The organism is Comamonas aquatilis, from assembly GCF_965139575.1.
Taxonomy (GTDB): Bacteria; Pseudomonadota; Gammaproteobacteria; order Burkholderiales; family Burkholderiaceae_C; genus Comamonas; species Comamonas aquatilis.
Genome location: NZ_CBCSIW010000002.1, coordinates 260,622 through 279,670 on the forward strand (window position 1 = coordinate 260,622; position 19,049 = coordinate 279,670).

14 protein-coding genes, 1 tRNA gene and 1 pseudogene are annotated in these 19,049 nt (G+C 61.6%); 5 read left to right on the forward strand and 11 right to left on the reverse strand.

Translation table 11 applies throughout. The annotated features are described in order from the left end of the window. Positions 1 to 41: 41 nt before the first annotated feature. Complete coding sequence (locus tag ACNAZA_RS04235; protein WP_415795186.1) at positions 42 to 1,301, reverse strand: NAD(P)/FAD-dependent oxidoreductase; 1,260 nt, start codon at positions 1,299 to 1,301, stop codon at positions 42 to 44. Positions 1,302 to 1,509: 208 nt separating this feature from the next. Continuing rightward, positions 1,510 to 2,568: a selenide, water dikinase SelD gene (selD, locus tag ACNAZA_RS04240; RefSeq protein ID WP_415795187.1), complete on the reverse strand. Its 1,059-nt coding sequence runs from the start codon at positions 2,566 to 2,568 to the stop codon at positions 1,510 to 1,512. 346 nt (positions 2,569 to 2,914) lie between these two features. Here selD and ACNAZA_RS04245 point away from each other — a divergent pair, with 346 nt between their 5' ends. The 4 genes and pseudogenes from ACNAZA_RS04245 to ACNAZA_RS04260 all read left to right on the forward strand — a co-directional run. After that, complete coding sequence (locus ACNAZA_RS04245) at positions 2,915 to 3,415, forward strand: regulatory sequestration protein YfiR (protein ID WP_415795189.1); 501 nt, start codon at positions 2,915 to 2,917, stop codon at positions 3,413 to 3,415. Then, entirely contained in the window at positions 3,412 to 4,644 is a 1,233-nt protein-coding gene (locus tag ACNAZA_RS04250; protein ID WP_415795190.1) for a diguanylate cyclase DgcN/YfiN, read from the forward strand. Before ACNAZA_RS04245 ends, ACNAZA_RS04250 begins: the two co-directional genes overlap by 4 nt. Positions 4,645 to 4,646: 2 nt before the next feature. Further along, on the forward strand, positions 4,647 to 5,150 hold the full coding sequence (locus ACNAZA_RS04255) for an outer membrane lipoprotein YfiB (protein WP_415795191.1): 504 nt from the start codon (positions 4,647 to 4,649) through the stop codon (positions 5,148 to 5,150). Between the two features lie 207 nt (positions 5,151 to 5,357). Further along, positions 5,358 to 5,561: pseudogene (locus ACNAZA_RS04260) on the forward strand (DUF4287 domain-containing protein); the annotation flags it as partial. 362 nt (positions 5,562 to 5,923) lie between these two features. Here the strand turns inward: ACNAZA_RS04260 and fabF are convergent. Next, complete coding sequence (gene fabF, locus ACNAZA_RS04265) at positions 5,924 to 7,195, reverse strand: beta-ketoacyl-ACP synthase II (protein ID WP_415795193.1); 1,272 nt, start codon at positions 7,193 to 7,195, stop codon at positions 5,924 to 5,926. Between the two features lie 108 nt (positions 7,196 to 7,303). Between fabF and ACNAZA_RS04270 the strand changes: the two genes are divergently transcribed. Further along, complete coding sequence (locus ACNAZA_RS04270) at positions 7,304 to 7,906, forward strand: TetR/AcrR family transcriptional regulator (protein WP_415795194.1); 603 nt, start codon at positions 7,304 to 7,306, stop codon at positions 7,904 to 7,906. Between the two features lie 179 nt (positions 7,907 to 8,085). On the opposite strand, the gene ACNAZA_RS04275 is transcribed toward ACNAZA_RS04270, so the two are convergent. From ACNAZA_RS04275 to ACNAZA_RS04310, 8 genes are all read right to left on the reverse strand, one after another. After that, positions 8,086 to 8,181 (reverse strand) — tRNA-Sec (locus ACNAZA_RS04275). Between the two features lie 156 nt (positions 8,182 to 8,337). After that, complete coding sequence (gene selB, locus ACNAZA_RS04280) at positions 8,338 to 10,260, reverse strand: selenocysteine-specific translation elongation factor (RefSeq protein ID WP_415795195.1); 1,923 nt, start codon at positions 10,258 to 10,260, stop codon at positions 8,338 to 8,340. Positions 10,261 to 10,356: 96 nt separating this feature from the next. Further along, a complete protein-coding gene (gene selA, locus ACNAZA_RS04285; protein WP_415795196.1) occupies positions 10,357 to 11,820 on the reverse strand; it encodes an L-seryl-tRNA(Sec) selenium transferase in 1,464 nt (487 codons plus the stop codon). 98 nt (positions 11,821 to 11,918) lie between these two features. Then, positions 11,919 to 12,893 carry a formate dehydrogenase accessory protein FdhE gene (fdhE, locus tag ACNAZA_RS04290; protein ID WP_415795198.1) on the reverse strand — a complete coding sequence of 325 codons (975 nt, stop codon included), beginning with the start codon at positions 12,891 to 12,893 and terminating at the stop codon, positions 11,919 to 11,921. 82 nt (positions 12,894 to 12,975) lie between these two features. Continuing rightward, positions 12,976 to 13,602 carry a formate dehydrogenase subunit gamma gene (locus ACNAZA_RS04295; protein WP_415795200.1) on the reverse strand — a complete coding sequence of 209 codons (627 nt, stop codon included), beginning with the start codon at positions 13,600 to 13,602 and terminating at the stop codon, positions 12,976 to 12,978. Then, on the reverse strand, positions 13,599 to 14,528 hold the full coding sequence (gene fdxH / locus ACNAZA_RS04300; protein ID WP_415795201.1) for a formate dehydrogenase subunit beta: 930 nt from the start codon (positions 14,526 to 14,528) through the stop codon (positions 13,599 to 13,601). Before fdxH ends, ACNAZA_RS04295 begins: the two co-directional genes overlap by 4 nt. A 10-nt stretch (positions 14,529 to 14,538) precedes the next feature. Then, entirely contained in the window at positions 14,539 to 17,604 is a 3,066-nt protein-coding gene (gene fdnG, locus ACNAZA_RS04305; protein ID WP_415795202.1) for a formate dehydrogenase-N subunit alpha, read from the reverse strand. A 214-nt stretch (positions 17,605 to 17,818) separates the two neighbouring features. Further along, positions 17,819 to 18,991 carry an AI-2E family transporter gene (locus ACNAZA_RS04310; protein ID WP_415795203.1) on the reverse strand — a complete coding sequence of 391 codons (1,173 nt, stop codon included), beginning with the start codon at positions 18,989 to 18,991 and terminating at the stop codon, positions 17,819 to 17,821. Positions 18,992 to 19,049 lie beyond the last annotated feature (58 nt).

Here is a 19,049-nt window from a genome sequence, read left to right on the forward strand (position 1 = left end):
CTAGAGGCTAGTTTGACCTTAAATTCACGGTTCTGAATGGCTTACAGAAAGCGGCTGGCACGGAAAGGGTAGGGGTCCAGCGGCAGCTGTGCATCGCCCAGCATGCGGGCTGCCAGCAGGGCGGCGGTTCCCGGTCCGGTGCTAAAGCCTATGTGCTGGTGGCCAAACGCCAGCCACAGGCCGGGACGGCCCGGCATTTCGTCGATCACGGGGCGGCTGTCGGGCAGGGTGGGGCGGCGGCCCATCCACAGCGGCTGCTCCAGGCGCGGCCCCAGCGGCAGAGCTTGGCGGGCAGCGGCCTCGGCCTGCTCCAGCTGCTGTGGCTTCATGGGCGCATCGCAGGCATTGAGCTCCACGCCGGTGGACAGGCGCAGGCCTTGCTCCATGGGCGAGAGCACATAGCCGCCTGCCGTGTCATATATCGGGCGTTGCAGGCGGGCGGCGGCCTCGCCCGCTGCGTAATGCATGTGATAGCCGCGCTCAAAGCCCATGGGTACATCGATGCCCAGACCAGCCAGGAACTGGCTGCTCCAGGGCCCCAGGGCGACCACGACGCGGTCGTATTCACGGATGCCGTCACCGTCCACCACGGACCAGCGACCCGTCACGCTCTGGCGCACGGTGCGCAACTCGGTGGTCTTGAGCGCGCCACCACGGGCCACAAAGGCCTGGGCATAGGCCTTGACCACGGCACCAGGGCTGTTGACGGAGTAGCTGTCCTTGATCCACAGGGCCTTGGCAAACACCGGCGCGAGCACCGGCTCCAGATCGCTGATGGCTGGCGCATCCAGCGTTTGCGTGGCAATACCAAACTGCTCCATGGTCTCGCGACCCAGCTGCGCGCCAGGGGCGTCAAACGCTTGCAGGCTGCGGTAGAGAAACATCCAGCCGTTGTCGCGCAGCCGGCCCAGTTCGTTGACTTCGCCCAGCAGGCGTTTGTGCTCTTCGGTGGACAGGCTGATCAGAGCATCCAGCGCGGCCGTGGTTTCGGCAAACACGCTGGCGCGCGCATTGCCGACAAAGCCCAGGGCCCAGCGCAGATTGGCGGCGACAAAGGCTGGGTTGTAGCGAAAGCCTGTGCCCTGGTTCTTGAGCAGCCCCGGCAGATTGCCCCATAGCTTGGGGTGGTTGAAAGGCATGAGCGAGCTGCGCGCAATCACGCCGGCGTTGCCGTACGAGGTTTCCAGGCCGGGAGCACGCCGGTCCAGCAGCGTTACCGCCAAACCACGGCGCTGCAACTCCAAGGCGATTGCCACGCCCACCATGCCGGCGCCCAGCACGGCCACTGTTTTTTGTGTCATGAGAATACACGCGCCAGCCCTAGGCCGGCTGGCGCATCAAAAGTCCAGATTGCGTTCCGCAGCGGCATGGCAAGGTGGCATGCCGCAGGGGGTAGACGGTATTGTCGGCGCGAACCGGCAGGGCTTTTTGCAACATTCGCATCCAGCTGAACGCTGAGCGAAAAAAAGAGAGCCGACGGCTCTCTTGGGCTGTAAGCGCGGGCGGCAATCAGTCCACAACCACCTTGGGCTGGCCTTGTTGCATATGGCCGATGACGGCAGCCTCGGCAAAGCCCTGGGCGGCAAACAGCTGCAGCACCTGCTCGGCCACCTCGGGTGCGCAGGAGACCAGCAGGCCGCCCGAAGTCTGAGGGTCGGTCAGCAAAGCGCGTTGGGCATCGGTGATCGAGGCCGCCAGTTCGATTTGCTCACCATAGGAGGCCCAGTTGCGACCCGAGGCGCCGGTGATGACGCCTTGCTCGGCAAAGCCTTGCACCGTGGGCAGCACCGGCAGCTTGGCACTGTCGATGCGGGCCGTGAGGCCGGCACCGCGTGCCAGCTCCAGGCCGTGGCCCAGCAGGCCAAAGCCGGTCACGTCGGTCAGTGCATGCACGCCGTCGAGCTTGGACAGATCGGCACCGGGACGGTTGAGCTGGGTGGTGGCCTTGACCATGGCGGCATAGCCGGCATCGTCGAGCAGATTTTTCTTGAGCGCGGCCGACAGAATGCCCACGCCCAGCGGCTTGCCCAGAATCAGCACATCACCGGCCCTGGCGTCGGCATTGCGCTTCATGTGCTTGGGGTTGACGATGCCAATGCCCACCAGGCCGTAAATCGGCTCCACCGAATCGATGGAGTGGCCGCCGGCCAGGGGAATGCCGGCATCGCGGCAAACGGATTCGCCGCCTTCCAGGATCTTGGCGATCACATCATGGGGCAGCACATTGATGGGCATGCCCACAATGGCCAGTGCCATCAGCGGCGTGCCGCCCATGGCATAGATATCGGACAGCGCATTGGTGGCGGCAATGCGGCCAAAATCGAACGGATCATCGACGATGGGCATGAAGAAATCCGTCGTCGCCACAATCGCCTGCTCGTCATTGATTTGATAGACGGCTGCATCGTCGGCGGTTTCCGTGCCCACCAGGAGGTTGGGGAAGAACTGCTTGGGCAGATTGCTTTTGGCCAGCAGCTCGGACAGCACGCCGGGTGCGATCTTGCAGCCGCAACCGCCGCCGTGGGACAGGGAGGTGAGTCGGGGAACTGGAGGGGTATCTGTGGTCATGGATGGAATCTGGCTGGCAATGAGGGCAAGCAGGCCTGCGATGGACGCGGGGCGGGCCGGTTGGGCGTATGTTGCATTATCGGCAGCCCGCACATTCCCTGTGCTTTAGTGGGAGGCCGCTGTTGCTGCCAAAGCAAGGTTTACACCTCTACTGCTAAAGATGTGAAAAAATGTACAAGATTAGAGGACGGAACCGGATAGCAAGCTTTCGCCGTCTCGTCTCTCAAGTCCTGTGCCTGCTGTTTTCATGGAGTCCTTGTTGTCACCGTTGTTGTCATATTGCAAGCCAGGTCGATGCCATGGAGCGCAGTCTCTTCGCCGCAACAGCGGCTGGGCATGCCTGCTTGTGGCCTGCCTGGCCTGGTCGGCCACGGCGGCCCGCTCGGATACGGCGGCCCAAGAGCATGTGCAGGCGGTAACGCGCACGGTGATCGGCATTCTGGGCTATACGCGCTGGCCGGCAGAAAATGCCGTGCTGCACCTGTGTGTGGTCGGGACCACGGAATATGCGAGCGGACTGATGCAAAGCTCCGGACAGGCGGTTGGCGGCCAGCGCCTCGAAGTCAGGCGTGTGGATCTGGAGCAACTTAAAACCTCCAACTGTGACGGCATCTATGCCGGAGAGATGAGCGAGCCGCAGTGGCGCAACCTGCTCAGGCAGGAGGCCGGGCGCTCGCTGCTGACCATCAGCGAGCGCAGCGCGCTGTGCCGCATCGGCGCCATGTTCTGCCTGCGGCGCGAGGGTGAAGGGCCGGGTTTCGAGGTCAATCTGGACTCGGTGGCCCGCAGCGGACTGCGCATCAGCCCCAAGGTGCTGCAGCTGGCACGATCGAAAGCTGCGCCATGAGTTTTCCCATGCGTGGCGGCAATGCCTCATTGCATGCGGTGATTCGCCGCGCCCATCTGCGCATGGCGGGCATGGCCATTGCGTTGGCCGGCGCGCTGCTGCTGCTGGTCGGGGTGGTGGTGCTGCGCTTTTATCTGCTCAACAACCTGCAGTTAATGGCCCGCTCCCTTGCCTATACGGTTGAGGCTTCCCTGGTCTTCAACGACCGCGATGAGGCCGGCCAGATGCTGGAGCAGCTGCTGCGCGGCGAGGATGTTGCGCGAGCCCAGGTGTTCGACGCGCAAGGACAGGTCTTTGTGCACTGGTCGTCAGGCAAGTCCGCTACGGGTGGCGTCGGCGAGGTGTTGGCTGCCGTCATCGGGATAAAGCCCGGGGAGGCGGAAGTCAGCCAGGACGGCAAGCCCATCGGGCGTGTGTTGCTCTACAGCGACGGGGCCGGTTTTGTGCACTTTCTCTATGCCGGCCTGGCCGTGTTGGCCTTATGCCTGGGCATCAGCGGCTATGTTGGCATGCGGCAGTCACGGCGCATGATGGCCGATATTGCCGAGCCGCTGCAACAACTGGCCCGGGTGGCGCGCGCGGTGCGGCGCGACCGTTCCATGGATCAGCGCGTGCCCCCGGCCCGTATTGCCGAGCTGCACGAACTGGGCGATGACTTCAACGCACTGCTGTCCGAGCTGCAGATGCGCCACGAGCGACTGCAGCAGCAGAACTCGGTGCTGGAGCTGCAGGCCTTGCGCGACGGTTTGACGGGTTTGGCGAACCGTGTCTATTTCGAGCAGCGTCTCCAGCAGGCTCTGCGCGATGCGCACGATGCCGGACACAAGTTGGCCGTGCTGTTTCTGGACAATGACCGTTTCAAGCACGTCAACGACGTTCACGGCCATGCCGCAGGCGATGCCTTGCTCAAGGCCGTGGCGGACAGATTGCAGTCGCTGGTGCGTGAATCGGACATGGTGGCCCGCTTGGGCGGCGATGAGTTCTCCATCCTGCTGTACCCGGTGGGTGGTGTGGCGGATGCCCAGTTCGTGGCGAACAAGATCCAGGAAGCGATGCGGGACCCCGTGATCACCGGCAACGGTGTGCTGCTGAATCCTTCGGTCAGCGTAGGCATAGCCGTCTTTCCGCAACACGGCCAGGATATGGAGTCATTGATGGACTACGCAGACCAGGCCATGTACGAAGCCAAGCTCGCGCGTCGTGCCGAGCACTCTTTACTTGAGGAATGAATATGCAATGGAATCAGAAGATGGGGCTTGGGCGGCGCATTGGCGCCTGGGGTTCAAGCCTGGCGTTGGTCTTGATGCTGGCCGCATGCCAGACACCGCCGCAGCCCAAGGGGCTGACGGTGAAACAGCAGCAGGTGCTGCGTGCACAGGGCTTCGAGCAGATGGATCAGGGCTGGGAACTGCAGATGCCGGGCAAGCTGCTGTTTGAATTCGACTCTTCCGAAGTCGGGTCCGCGGCGCGCGTCAAGGTGACTGAGCTTGCACAGGCATTGATGAAAGAAGGCATAGACCGCTTGCGCGTGGAAGGCCATACGGACGACAGAGGCAGTGATGCCTACAACCTCAAGCTGTCGGCACGCCGGGCGCAGGTTGTGGCCGAAGTGCTGATGGAAGCGGGCATGCCCAAGCAAAACATCGAGGTCAAGGGCCTGGGCAGTGCTTCGCCTCTGGTGTCGGGCAACGCTGCAGAAAATCGCCGCGTGGCGATTGTGGTGCCCTTGCTTTAAGCGTTGGCTTGGTGGTTGGAAGCAGCACCCAGAGAAACTTTGGTCAATGAGGTGTTGATGAGGGATTTTCTTATTTGGAGGTCGCTGTGGACACGGGGCATTGCTGATCACCCTTTGTCAATGCCGTGACATTCCGTCCAGCCTGGATGTGTCGATTTCCACCAGGATTGATTCCAGCATCACGTTTACTCTTTGAAGGAGCTCTTCATGGTCGAGATCAGCAAGGTAAAAGGACCCGCCTCCTATTTCCCATCCATCGAGAAGACTTACGCCCAGCCCATAGCGTATTGGATGGATATTCTTCAGGCTGCGGGACCGCTGAAGCACATGGAGCTCGTCAACTGCCTGAAAACCCAGCATCAAATGGGACATGGGCATGCAAATGCCCTGGTAGCGGCATTCCTTGCAAAGAAGGGCTCAAGCAGCCTGGCGAGCAGTGGTTCAAGCAGCCTAGCGGAAACCTTCGCCAGTCATGCCTGGCGGTCATGCAGCACAAGAGTCTGGCCCGAAAGACTGTCGCGCTGACCGCGTCGAGAGTTGAAGCTCTGAATTCCCGCCAGCCTACGTTCTATCGCGTAGGTATCGTGCCCATGCGCGGCATGCACGCGATTCCTACCGATGGCTTCATGAGCGAATCACAAGGGAGCTCAACGAGGCGGCCAAGTGTCTCTTCTGGCATTGGAGTCAATGCCGAGCTGTGCTTATCTGCTCAAAGAAGTCGTTTGTAACATCACTGCGGTAGCCGGCAATGGGTTGGCATGGAGCTGCGGTGCTCAGTCTGCATATCGCTTCAGAATCAGTGAAGCGTTCACCCCGCCGAAACCAAATCCATTGAGCATGGCGTGCTCTATTGCATGAGATCGCGCGTCTCCCGTGATCAGGTCAAGTCCATCTGCCAGTGGATCCGGGTTTTCCAGGTTGAGCACCGGCGGAGCGATCTGGTTGCGCAAGGCCAGTACCGTGAAGATGGCTGCTGCCCCACCGGCTGCCCCCAGCATATGGCCCACGGCGGATTTGGTGGCCGTGATGGAGGGGCGATGGCCGCTGCCAAACACTTGGCGAATGGCTGCCAGCTCACCTCTATCGCCGACCAGGGTAGACGTTGCGTGAGCATTCAGATGCTGGATATCACCGGCTTGCAGATTCGCATGGCGCAAGGCGATGCGCATGGAACGTGCGGCGCCGGATCCATCTTCGGGCCCAGAGGTGACATGGTGGGCATCGGCCGAGGTGCCGTAGCCCACCAGCTCTGCCAGCGGCCTGGCCCCGCGCGCCAAGGCATGCTCTAGCGACTCAAGCACCAGCAGGCCTGCACCTTCAGCCATGACAAAACCGTCGCGCGCCAGATCGAAAGGCCGGGACGCTTTGGCTGGATCGCCGTTGAAATGGGTAGCCACAGCTTTTGCTGCCGCAAAGCTGCCCAGTGCCACCCGGTCAATTGTGGCTTCGCTGCCGCCGCAGAGCGCCATATCCGCTTCATCATTGCGAATCAAACGCGCCGCATCGCCAATGGCTTGAATGCTTGCCGCGCAAGCCGTGACCGGAGCACCCAAGGGGCCTTTGAGCTGATGCTTGATCGATACCTGCCCGGCGGCCAAATTGGCCAGAAAGGCCGGAACCGTAAAAGGAGACAGGCGCTGAGGGCCCTTGCTGTCGGTGGTGCGCACTGCTTCTGTGATGGTGCTGAAACCGCCCACACCGGAGCCGATGATGGTGGCCGCACGCTCTTGCTGTTCAGCGCTTGGATGAATCCACTGCGCATGCGCCAGAGCCTGGTCTGCGGCACCCAGGGCAAATGCGATGAAGCGATCCATGCGGCGCAGTTCTTTAGGCGATATGACGGCCTCTGCATGCCATCCTGCCTGCGGGTCTTCGTCCAGGCCAGGGACTCGGCCGGCGATCGACACGCCTGTGCCTTCACCCACATCGGCATTGAGGCTGCGCACCCCAGACTGGCCGGCTAGCAGGCGCTGCCAGGCCAGCTCCACATTGCACCCAAGAGGGGACACCAAACCCAAACCGGTGATGACTACGCGTCGACCCATGCTGCACCTTTCGTTTGTCACATCCAGACTCCGCTAAAAGCTGGATACAACTTTATTGATGATGAGTGTAATCATAATTGAGTTTTGATGACGGTTATCATCTAACGAATGAAAGTCAGCAAAGCACAGGCCGCAGAAAATCGCGAAGGTATCGTGGACGCCGCTGCGCGCCTTTATCGAGAAAAAGGCCTGGACGGTGTGGGCGTGGCAGAGATCACCCGTGATGTTGGATTGACGCATGGTGGTCTGTACCGACATTTCGAGTCCAAAGATGCGCTTGCACGCGAAGCCTGCCTGCGCGCATTTGAATGGACGATCACGCCGCTAGACGGACTGGCGCCGCATGAAGCGGATACAGCATCCGCAGCCAGGTTTCACGCCATGGTGCACAGCTATCTTTCGGCAAACCATCGCGACCACCCTGGCGAAGGCTGCCCAGCTGCCGCATTGGCTGCAGATGCCGCGCGGGCCGGACCCGAAATGTCTGAAGTTTTTGCGCAAGGAGTGGAGCGCAATATCCAGCGTTTCATGGGCGTGCTGCAAGGTGATGACGTAGCCAAGCGCACGCAGACCATCGTGACCCTCAGCAGCATGGTGGGCGCATTGGTGCTCGCTCGCGCCACTGCCGCAGGCAACCCGGCGCTGTCGGAAGAAATCCTGGCCACTTTGCGTCAGCAGTTGGCGCCATCTGTGCCCGACCAGCCGGCCTAGGCTTGCATCGGTGTTGACATGCGAATATGGCGGATAGGCGCGATTCGCCTGAACTCTCATGCCGTGACCGATATTGGACTTTGCAGTTTTGAATGCAAGCCAAAACCTTTGCCTTACCGGGCGCAGGAATGAAGAAAGCCCCAGAAGGGGCTTTCTTGGATGGCGATTAGCCGTAATTCTGGCGGAAAGCAGCTGGAGTCGAACCAACCCGGGAGCGGCTGACGCCCCCCACCGGGTTTGAAGCCCGGCCGCACCACCGGGCACGATTGCCTTCCTTGTGTGCAAGAGCCGCAAGCGCAACTCTTGTAGAAGAGGTGCTGATTGTAGCCAGCATTGCCGCCGCCACGGTGCAATCGCCGCTTGGCCCAGTGCTGCAGTCTTCTATCAGTTTGATAGTAGGCTGCACAAGCGGTGATTGCGCATCAGGGCTTTTAGCTGGATTTCCATTGCACATCGGGGCGCAGCATATGGGCATCGCGCACGCGGCGGGTGTAGCCTATGCGGTCGAAGAATTCGAGGATCTGGATGGCGCGTTTGCGCCCCAGATCGGTGGCGTCGCGAAAGGCGCGGGCCTGGATTTCGCCATGGGGCGCTGCAGCCGCCAGTTCGGCCAAAGTGGTGGTGAGCTCGTCCATGCGGCGGCTGGCATAGAACAGGTCTTTGACCACCTGAAACAGCAGGCCCTGGCGTGAGAGTTTTTTGAGCAGCTGGCGCACCACTTCTTCGCCCGTGCTGTGATCGCGCGCCAGATCGCGTACCCAGGGCGGGTCGTAGCGGCCGGCTTCAATCGCTGGCAGCAGTTTCTGGGCCAGGGCTTGCTCGGCACTGCTGAGTTGAACGCTGTGTTCGGGCAGATGCAGCCAGGCGCCGCTGCTGGCCAGCTGCTTGGCTTGCAGCAAGGCCGAGACAAGGCCCTGGTAGAGCGCATCGTGGCTGGACTGCAGCAGGCCGGGCAAGGCCATGCGGCGCAGTCGGGCGGCGTTGACGCCGGGCTCGTCCGGCGATTTTTCATGAAAGCGGGCCAGCGCCTGCAGCAGCTGGGTTTGCAAGGTCTGCCAGCGCGCATCGGACAGTACCATGGCGTCGCCATTGGCCATGGGCAAGGAGATGGTGCCCGGCATCGGCTGCTGGCTGTCCAGCGCACGTCCGCTCAAACGCTGCAGTTGCGAGCGCGGTATGCCGTGCGGCGCTTGGGCAATCAGTGCGGCAAAGTCGCCGCTGTAGATGAGCTGCTCCAGCGCATCCAGATAGGCCATGCGCTCAGGGCTGCGGCGCTTGCGCGCCGGAGCATAAGGGTCGAGCACCATGCCGCCGGCGATGGTGCGGCTGGCCTGGGCGTTGCGCAAGATCAGGCGGTCGCCGGGGACGGCGAACACCGGCGTGTCCAGCACCAGCTGCACCCGGGCTTCGGTGCCGGGCTCGATGGCCGCATCCTGCAGCAAGGCCACATGGCCTGTGGTGCGCTTGGTGCCCAGATGCACGTGGACGGGCGTCCACTGCGCCATGGCCGGGGCCTCGGCCAGCAGGTGCAGATGGATGTCGATGCGCTCGGTGGCCTGCAGCAACTGCCTGTCCATGATCCAGTCGCCGCGCGTGATGTCTTCCTTGGCGATGCCCGCCAGATTGAGGGCGCAGCGCTGGCCGGCCACGCCGGATTCGCTGGCCTGGTTTTGTGCATGGATGCTGCGCACCCGCACCGTCTGGCCCGTGGCCGAATGCAGCAGCTGATCGCCTACGGCGACTTTGCCGTTGAAGACGGTGCCGGTGACCACCGTACCCTGGCCGGCTAGCGTGAAGGCTCTATCAACCGCCAGACGAAACAGGCCGTGCTGGGCACGTGCCGGCATGGCTTGGGCCTGCAGATCCAGATGCTGGCGCAGTGCCCAGACGCCGGGATCATTGGGCAGGGCGGCTGCGGTTTCAAACACTGGAGCGTGGGCCAGCGCGGTGACGCCGAGTATGGCGGCTATCTCCAGGCGCACCTCGTCAATGCGCTCGCGGGCCACGCGGTCCACCTTGGTCAGTGCCACCGTGCCCTGAGTGACGCCCAGCAGCTGCAGGATTTCAAGGTGCTCAATGGTCTGGGGCATGATGCCGTCGTCGGCGGCGATGACCAGCAGCGCATGGTCAATGCCCACGGCGCCGGCGGCCATGGTGTGCACGAATTTTTCGTGGCCGGGCACGTCGATGATGCCCAGCACATCGCCATTGGCCAGAGGCGCATAGGCGTAGCCCAGCTCGATGGAGATGCCGCGCGCTTTTTCTTCCTTGAGTCGGTCGGTCTCCACGCCGGTCAGGGCGCGCACCAGCGTGGTTTTGCCGTGGTCAATATGGCCGGCGGTGCCGATGATCATGCGAATGCTTTCCCTGCCCGCAAGGGCTGTACGGTCAAAAAAATCAAGCCAAATTGGCATGTGGCGCTTATTGGGTAAGCGCTATCAGCTATCAAATCAAGAGTTTTGGCTGCTGCACAGCTTTGCCAGCTGGGCAGTGAACTGCGCCTGCATACCGTCTTCCAGGCAGCGCAAATCCAGCCACAGGGCATCGTCATGCAGGCGGCCGATCACCGGGCGGGGCAGGGCGCGAAAACGCGCCTCCAGCTGGGTCAGCTGGCGACCGGCCTGCTTGCCGCTGGCCGGGTAGATTTTCAGGCCATGGCTGGGCAGGCTCTCCACCGGCAAGGCGCCGCTGCCGATCTGGCTGGTCATGGCGGCGGCTTCCACCACATAGGCTTCGCCCAGGGCGGCTTGCAGCGGCGCCAACAGGTCTTGGGCCTGGGTCTGCATGTCGACAGCCTGGCGGGTGAACAGGCGCAGCGTGGTCAGCTGCCGGGCCAGGGTTTCGGGGTTGAGGTACAGGCGCAGCGTGGGCTCCAGTGCGGCCAGCGTGATCTTGCCCACGCGCAGTGCGCGCTTGAGCGGATTTTTCTTGATCTGAGCGATCAGCGCTTTTTTGCCCACGATGATGCCGGCCTGCGGGCCGCCCAGCAGCTTGTCGCCGCTGAAGGTGACGATGTCGGCGCCCGACTCCACGGTTTCGCGCACCGTGACTTCATAGGGCAGGCCCCAGTCGCGCATATCGATCAGCGTGCCGCTTCCCAGGTCCACGATCATGGGCAATTCGTTCTCATGGGCCATGCGTGCCACATCGGCATCGCTGACGGCCTTGGTAAAGCCGGTGATGGCGTAATTGCTGCAGTGCACCTTCATCAGCGCGGCCGTGTGCTCGCCAATGGCGCCGAGATAGTCTTTTTCGTGGGTGCGGTTGGTGGTGCCCACTTCCACCAGCCGGGCCCCGGCCCGGGTCATCACATCGGGAATGCGGAAGGCGCCGCCGATTTCCACCAGCTCGCCGCGCGAGACCACTACTTCCTTGCCCATGGCCAGGGTGGACAGTACCAGCAGCACGGCAGCGGCGTTGTTGTTGACGATGGTGGCGGCCTCGGCGCCCGTCAGTTCGCAGACCAGGGCTTCCACCAGATCGTCACGGTCGCCACGGCTGCCGTCTTCCAGGTCGTATTCGAGATTGGCGGCCGATGTCATGGCCTCCACCACCGCATCCACGGCCGCCTGCGGCAGCAGGGCACGGCCGAGATTGGTGTGCAGCACCGTGCCCGTGAGGTTGAAGACGGGGCGCAGCCTGGGGGCAAAGCGCTGCTCCAGCCGCTGCTGCGCGCTATGCACCATGTCGCCCATGTCCACTAATAGCGGTACGCCCGGGGTCTCATCGCTGCCCAGCAACTGGCGGCGCAGGCCGGCCAGCACGGTGCGCACGGCCTCGGTACAGGCATCCAGACCGTAGCTCTCGCGCAAAGTCTGCATGGCAGGGGTCAGCAAGACCTTGTCCACGGCAGGCAGATGGGAAGGATGGGTGACTTCAGGCTTTTCTGGTGTCGGCGCTTGTGTGGCGTGCATGGGGTGCTGCAAAAAAGAAAGTGAATCCAAAACTGCGGGCCAATGGAAAAGGGCGCAGGGGTCTGCCCGGCGCCCTTGATTGTGACCCAGCGTCCGGCTTAAACGCAGGGGTCGATCAGCGTATTGTCCAGATCGCAGTCCTGCTCCTGGGCCACGGCCACGAACAGCAGGGGATTGGGGCTGGCGCGCTGGAACTGGGTTTCGCTCATCAGCAGATCCAGCATCAGCGTGGCCAGATCGTCGGCCAGCGGATCGACCATGGGGTCTTTTTCCTGGTTGACGATTTTGCGATAGCTGCCGCATTCATCGCAGGTCTCGGCCAGCACGGCTTCGCCCAGGCCTTCAACACCCTGGTAGTGGATGCCCTTGGTCGATTCGCAGTGCGAGCATTTGACGCGCACCATCTGCCACTCGCAGGCGCAGGTGCCGCAATGCAGATAGCGGTGGCCGGCCGCCTTGCCGCCAATGCGCGTGACGCTGGCCACGGGCTCGCTGGCGCAGATGGGGCAGATGGTGGCCGGTTCGGTGTAGGGAATATCGCGCAAGGCGATGCCGGCCGCGCGCTGGGTGAACGTGACTTGCAGCGCGGCCATGATGAACGGCGCCATGCCCACATGGCGGGCCGCTACTTCTTTTTGCAACAGCTTTTGGGCGATGTCGTCGCGCTCTGCGCTGCCCATGGCACGCAGTTCCTGAATCAGCGGCTGCAGAGGCGGGGGCAGACCCTGGCCTTGCTCGCTGCCTTGCAGCGTATCGAGCATGGTATCGAGCACGCCGTGCCAGGCCGGGTCGATGTTCTCTAGCGCCGGCAGCAAGGGCATGGAGTGTTCTTGGGCGCGCGCCATGAGCGCGGCATCTGGCTCTGCCAGAGCGGTGCTGGCCACGGCCTGGTGCTGGGCATCCATGATTTGCGCCACGAACAGCAGGTAGTCGGCAATCGGGTTGCCATTGGCCAGCTGGCGCAGGCGTGCGGCGCGTTCGGCAAACAGGCTGCTCGCTTGTGGCAAAAGAATGCGCGGGAAGCTGGTGTGATCCAGCGTTTCGATTTCGCCAGGTTGAAGAATGCGTTGCATTGACAGGGTTTCCAAATGAAGCAGCCGCCGAGCGCCGGTAAACGCTTGGCGGCTGGGTTGTTAGGGGACGGGACTAAAAGTCTTAGTCGTTGTCACCCGTCATCTTGCGGTACCAGCCGCGGTGGTGTTGTTTGGCCCAGGCACGGGTCACTGTGCCATAGAGCATGGCGCGAATCGTGCCCCGGGTCCAGATGGCTGCATACACGTGCATGATGATCAGGCCGATCATCCACACGGCCGCAATGGCGTGTACCACCGAAGCGGCGCGCACCACGTCGACGGGCAAGGTCCACCAGGCGCGCCACATCAGAAAGCCCGTGATCACGATCAGCAGCATGCCTATCACCAGGCCCCAGAACAACAGCTTTTGACCGCCGTTGTACTTGCCTTGTTCGGGCATGTCGTGGTCGTCGCCGTCGATCATCTTGTTGACGTTCTTGAGCCATTCGATGTCGCGCGGTTCAACGATGTTGAGCTTGGCGAAGCGGCAGGCCATGATGACGAAGAACGCGCCCATGACCACCCCGATATAGGGGTGCAGGATGCGGGTCCAGGGACCGCCACCGAACAGATTGGTCAACCAGAAGAAGGCCGGGTGAAAGAACGCCAGACCGGACAGGGCCAGCAAGATGAAGCAAATGCCTACCACCCAGTGGTTGGCGCGCTCCGATGCGTTGTAGCGCACGAGGTCGCGAGGATCGCGTTTCATTTGCCAGACTCCTTATTCAGCGCTTCGGCATCCTTGCGCTCCATTTCATCCTCAAGGTCCTTGGACACGTCGTTCGGTCCCTTGGTGATGTAGTGGAACAGGCTGCCAACGGCGGCCGCACCCAGAGCTGCCATGGCCAGAGGCTTGGCAACACCCTTCCACAGAGAGACCATGGGGCTGATCTTGGGATCGTCCGGCAGGCCCTTGTACAGCGATGGCTTGTCCGCGTGATGCAGCACGTACATCACATGGGTGCCACCCACACCTTGGGGGTCATACAGACCGGCCTTGTCGAAGCCGCGCTCCTTGAGGTCCACCACGCGGTGCGCAGCCTGTTCCTTCATTGCTTCCTTGGTGCCAAACATGATGGCGCCGGTGGGGCAAGTCTTGACGCAGGCGGGTTCCTTGCCCACGGCAACCCGGTCGGAACACAGGGTGCACTTGTACGCCTTGTGGTCCTTCTTGGAGATGCGCGGAACATTGAACGGGCAGCCGGTCACGCAGTAGCCGCAGCCAACGCACTGGTCCTGCTGGAAGTCCACGATGCCGTTGGCGTACTGGACGATGGCGCCGGGAGACGGGCAGGCCTTGAGGCAGCCCGGGTCTTCGCAGTGCATGCAGCCGTCCTTGCGGATCAGCCACTCCAGATTGCCGGTCGCTTCGTTTTCGTACTCGGTAAAGCGCATCACGGTCCACGAGTCCGCCGTCAGATCGGTCGGGTTGTCGTAGACGCCAGCGGCAGCGGTACCGATTTCGTCGCGAAGGTCGTTCCACTCCATGCACGCTGTCTGGCAAGCCTTGCAGCCTATGCATTTGGAGACGTCGATCAGCTTGGCGACTTCACCCGCATGCGCACCGCGCACGCTGGGGGAAGGTGTCGTCGTGGCCGAACGGCGCTTGATATCTAAAGACATGGTTGATGACATCAGCTGCTCCTTAGATCTTTTCTACCTTCACGAGGAAGGTCTTGGATTCAGGGGTCAAGCTGTTACCGTCACCCACCGACGCCGTCAGGTTGTTGGCCAGATAGCCCTTGCGTCCCGTGGAGGAGAAGCCCCAGTGAATCGGCACGCCCACGTGATGGATGGTCTTGCCATCGATCTGCATGGGCTTGATGCGCTTGGTCACCATGGCTGCAGCCTTCACAAAGCCGCGCTTGGAGCTGACCTTGACCTGTTGGCCGGTTTCGATACCCAGTTCCTTGGCCAGCGCTTCACCGATTTCCACGAACTGATCGGGCTGAACAATGTTGTTCAGCTGAACGTGCTTGGTCCAGTAGTGGAAGTGCTCGGTCAGGCGGTAGGTCGTGCCCACATGCGGGTACTCGGCAGCCGTGCCTGCGGTGTCCTTGACGGAGTCAAAGATGCGCATGGCAGGGTTGATGACAGCCAGCTTGTTGTTGGGGTACATGGGGTTGTAGCCCAGCGGGTTGTCAAATGCCTCGTAGTGCGTGGGGAACGGACCTTCGGCCAGGCCCTTGCGGGCGAACAGACGGGCCACACCTTCAGGGTTCATGATGAAGGGGTTGGTGGTCTCTGGCGGCATGGTCGGGCCCATGTCGGGCACGTCGATACCGGCCCAGTTCGTACCGTTCCACTTGACCAGGGTGCGCTTGGGGTTGAATGGCTTGCCTTCGCGGTCGCAAGATGCACGGTTGTACAGCACGCGGCGGTTGGCCGGCCAGGCCCAGGCCCAGTTCAGCGTATTGCCCAGACCGCTGGGGTCCGAGTTGTCGCGGCGTGCCATCTGGTTGCCCGAAGACGTCCAGCAGCCGGCCCAGACCCAGCAGCCACCCAGGGTGGAGCCGTCATCGCGCATTTCGCCAAAACCTGCCAGCTGTTCGCCAGCCTTGCGGATGAGCTTGGTCGGATCCTTGGGATCGTACAAGTCCACCAGCGCACGGCCGTTGTACTCCTTGGCAATCTCATCGGAGCCAGGGTGTTCCTGTTGCAGATAAGGCCAGTACAGCTTGGTGATGGGGTCGGGGAACTTGCCGCCGTCCTTCTGATAGAGCTCCTTCAGGCGCAGGAACAGGCCGGACATGATGGCAATGTCGGTCTTGGCTTCTCCCGGAGGCTCCGCAGCCTTCCAGTGCCACTGCAGCACGCGCGAGGAGCTCACGACTGCGCCATCTTCTTCCGCGAAGCAGGTGGTGGGCAGGCGGAACACTTCGGTCTGGATGGAGGCCGAGTCCACATCGTTGAATTCACCGTGGTTTTTCCAGAACTCGGAAGTTTCGGTGACCAGCGGATCCATCACGATCAGGAACTTGAGCTTCTTCAGGCCTTCGCGCACGTTGTTGCTGTTGGCCAGCGCCGCCAGGGGGTTGAAGCCCTGGGCGATGTAGCCATTGAGCTTGCCCTGACGCATCAGGTCAAACACTTGCAGCATGTCGTACTGCTTGTCCAGCTTGGGCAGGTAGTCAAAAGCCCAGTTGTTTTCAGCCGTCGCAGCGGGGCCCCACCAAGCCTTCATCAGGCTGACGTGGAACTTGGGCGTATTCGACCAGTAGTTCATCTGACCGGGACGCAGCAGCTTGGGCGTGCGCGAGGCGATGTACTGGTTGTAATCCTGTTCAGCTTCGTTTGGCAGCGTCAGGTATCCCGGTAACGAAGCCGACAGAATGCCCAGGTCCGTCAGGCCCTGGATGTTGGAGTGACCGCGCAGCGCGTTCATGCCGCCACCTGCCACGCCGATGTTGCCCAGCAGCAGCTGGATCATCGCGCCGGTGCGCAGCATCTGCGCGCCGGTGGTGTGCTGGGTCCAGCCCAGGGCGTACATGATGGTGGCCGAGCGACCTGGCACGGCAGTCGAAGCCAGCTTTTCGCACACATGCAGGAATTTTTCCTTGGGCGTGCCGCAGGCTGCTTCCACCTTCTCGGGGGTGTAGCTGGCGTAGTGCTTTTTGAGCCACTGGTAGACGCAGCGGGGGTGTTCCAGCGTGGGATCGACCTTGGCAAAGCCGTCCTCGCCCATCTCGTAGTCCCAGGTCGCCTTGTCGTAGGTGCGCTTTTCGGGGTTGTAGCCCGAGAAAATACCTTCGTCGAACGCGAAGTCCTCTCGCACGATAAACGTGAAGTCCGTGTAGTTCTTCACATACTCGTGGTGGATTTTGTCGTTCGTGAGCAGGTAATTGATCACGCCACCCAGGAACACGATGTCCGAGCCCGAACGGATAGGGGCATAGAAATCGGCCACAGAGGCAGAGCGGTTGAAGCGCGGATCGACCACCATGAAGTGAGCCTTGTTGTGCTCCTTCGCTTCGGTCACCCACTTGAAACCGCAAGGGTGTGCTTCGGCGGCATTACCGCCCATGATCAAAATAACGTCCGCGTTCTTGATGTCGACCCAATGGTTCGTCATCGCTCCACGGCCAAACGTCGGGGCAAGACCTGCCACCGTCGGGCCGTGTCAGACACGTGCTTGGTTGTCGAGTGCAAGAAGGCCCCAGGAACGGGCCACTTTGTGCGTGATGTAGCCGGCTTCGTTGCTGGAGGCCGAAGCGGCCAGCATGCCGGTGGTCAGCCAGCGGTTCACCGTCTGACCTTGTTCGTTCTTTTCGACGAAATTGGCGTCGCGGTCGTCCTTGAGCAGCTTGGCGATGCGGGTAAGGGCATCGTCCCAGGACAGACGCTTCCACTCGCTGGAGCCGGGAGCGCGGTACTCAGGGTACTTGAGGCGATTGGGGCTATGCACGAAGTCGAGCAGCGAAGCGCCCTTGGGGCATAGCGTGCCGCGATTGACCGGGTGGTCGGGATCGCCTTCGACGTGAATCACCGAAAGCTTGGCATTTTTGACGCCATCGCTGAGCGAGTGCATCAAGATGCCGCAACCGACGGAGCAGTAGGTGCAGGTTTGGCGTGTGACCGTGGTGGCTGACAGCTTGTACTGTCGCACCTCAGCAAGAGCAGCTGTAGGGGAGAATCCCATCAGTGCCAAGCTCGATCCCGCCAGAGTCGAACCAGTCACTTTCATGAACTGGCGTCTGGAGAATTGGACCATTGTGGGGGTACCTTTTCGTATGAACGCTTTTTGTGAATTTAAATTCTACGTTTACACCTCTTGACAGACCTAACGACATTCCCGGAGTAGTTGAGCGAATGTGTGCGACTTTGATTGCTTTGATTCGTTTATAAGTACTTATGAACGACAAAGAATTCATACCCGCCGCGTTCAAAGCAGGGCGGAATACTCTGTCGTCAGAGGCATTGTCTGCCTAGTTGCCTTGCTTGTCAGCGACTTTTGCAGGTGACGTATTGGCCGCAGCATTGGGCGCTGTCTCGTCTTGAAGTACAGCAGTTGGCTCGGTGCCGCGCAGGCTTTGCTGTAGCTGCAACTCTTCCTGTTGCTGCATGTTGGCAAAGATGTCCCAGGTCGCCATGAACAAGGCCGCAATGGCCGGGCCCAGTACAAAGCCCGTCAGCCCGAACACCGCCATGCCGCCCAGGGTGGAGATCAGCACCACATAGTCGGGCATCTTGGTGTCCTTGCCCACCAGCAAGGGGCGCATCACGTTGTCCACCAGACCGATGACAACCACACCATAAGTTGCAAGAATCAGGCCCTTGCTGACTTCGCCGGTTGCCAGGAAGTAAATGGCCACAGGGCCCCAGACCAGGCCTGCGCCCACGGCGGGCAGCAGAGACAGAAAGGCCATGACCACGGCCCAGAGTACGGCCCCCTGGATGCCGAGAATCCAGAAAATCAGCCCCCCCAGTGCGCCCTGAGAAGCTGCGACCACCAGATTGCCTTTGACGGTGGCGCGAATGACGGTGATGAATTTGACCGCCAGCTCATGCTTGTGGGTGGTATCTAGCGGCGTGGCGTTCCATAGGCGCTGCACCAGTGTCTTGCCATCGCGCAACAAAAAGAACATCAGGTACAGCATCACGCCAAAACCAATGACGAAGCCCAAGGTGTTCTGCCCCACGCCCACGGCTTTGGAGGCCGCCAGCTTGCTCGCCTGCAAGGCCAGGTTGGAGAGCTTTTCCTGCATTTCAGTCAGTGAGCCCAGATGCAGTTTTTCCAGCCAGGGGGTGAGCCAGGAAGGCAGGGCGTTGAACACCTGCTCCACATAGGCTCCGGCCGAAATATTGCCGTTGGCAATGCGCTCGTAGATGGCCGTGGTTTCCTTGACCAGCGAGATGCTGATCAGCACCAGAGGCAGGATGACGACCACCAGACTCAGCAGCAGGGTGGCCAGCGCGGCCAGGGTAGGGCTTTGGGGGATGCGGGCCGCAATGCGCTTGTGTAAGGGCGCAAAGACAATGGCCAGCACAATGCCCCAGAAGATCGCTACGGAATATTCCCAAAGCACCAAGCCAAAGCCGACGGTCACCGCCAAAAGCAAGAACATGAAGGCGCGTTTGTGTAGCGGCAAAAGGTGCATGAAAGTCCTTGTGAGTAATGGCCCTCACTGTAAGCGAGGTGGCCGAACGTAAACAGAG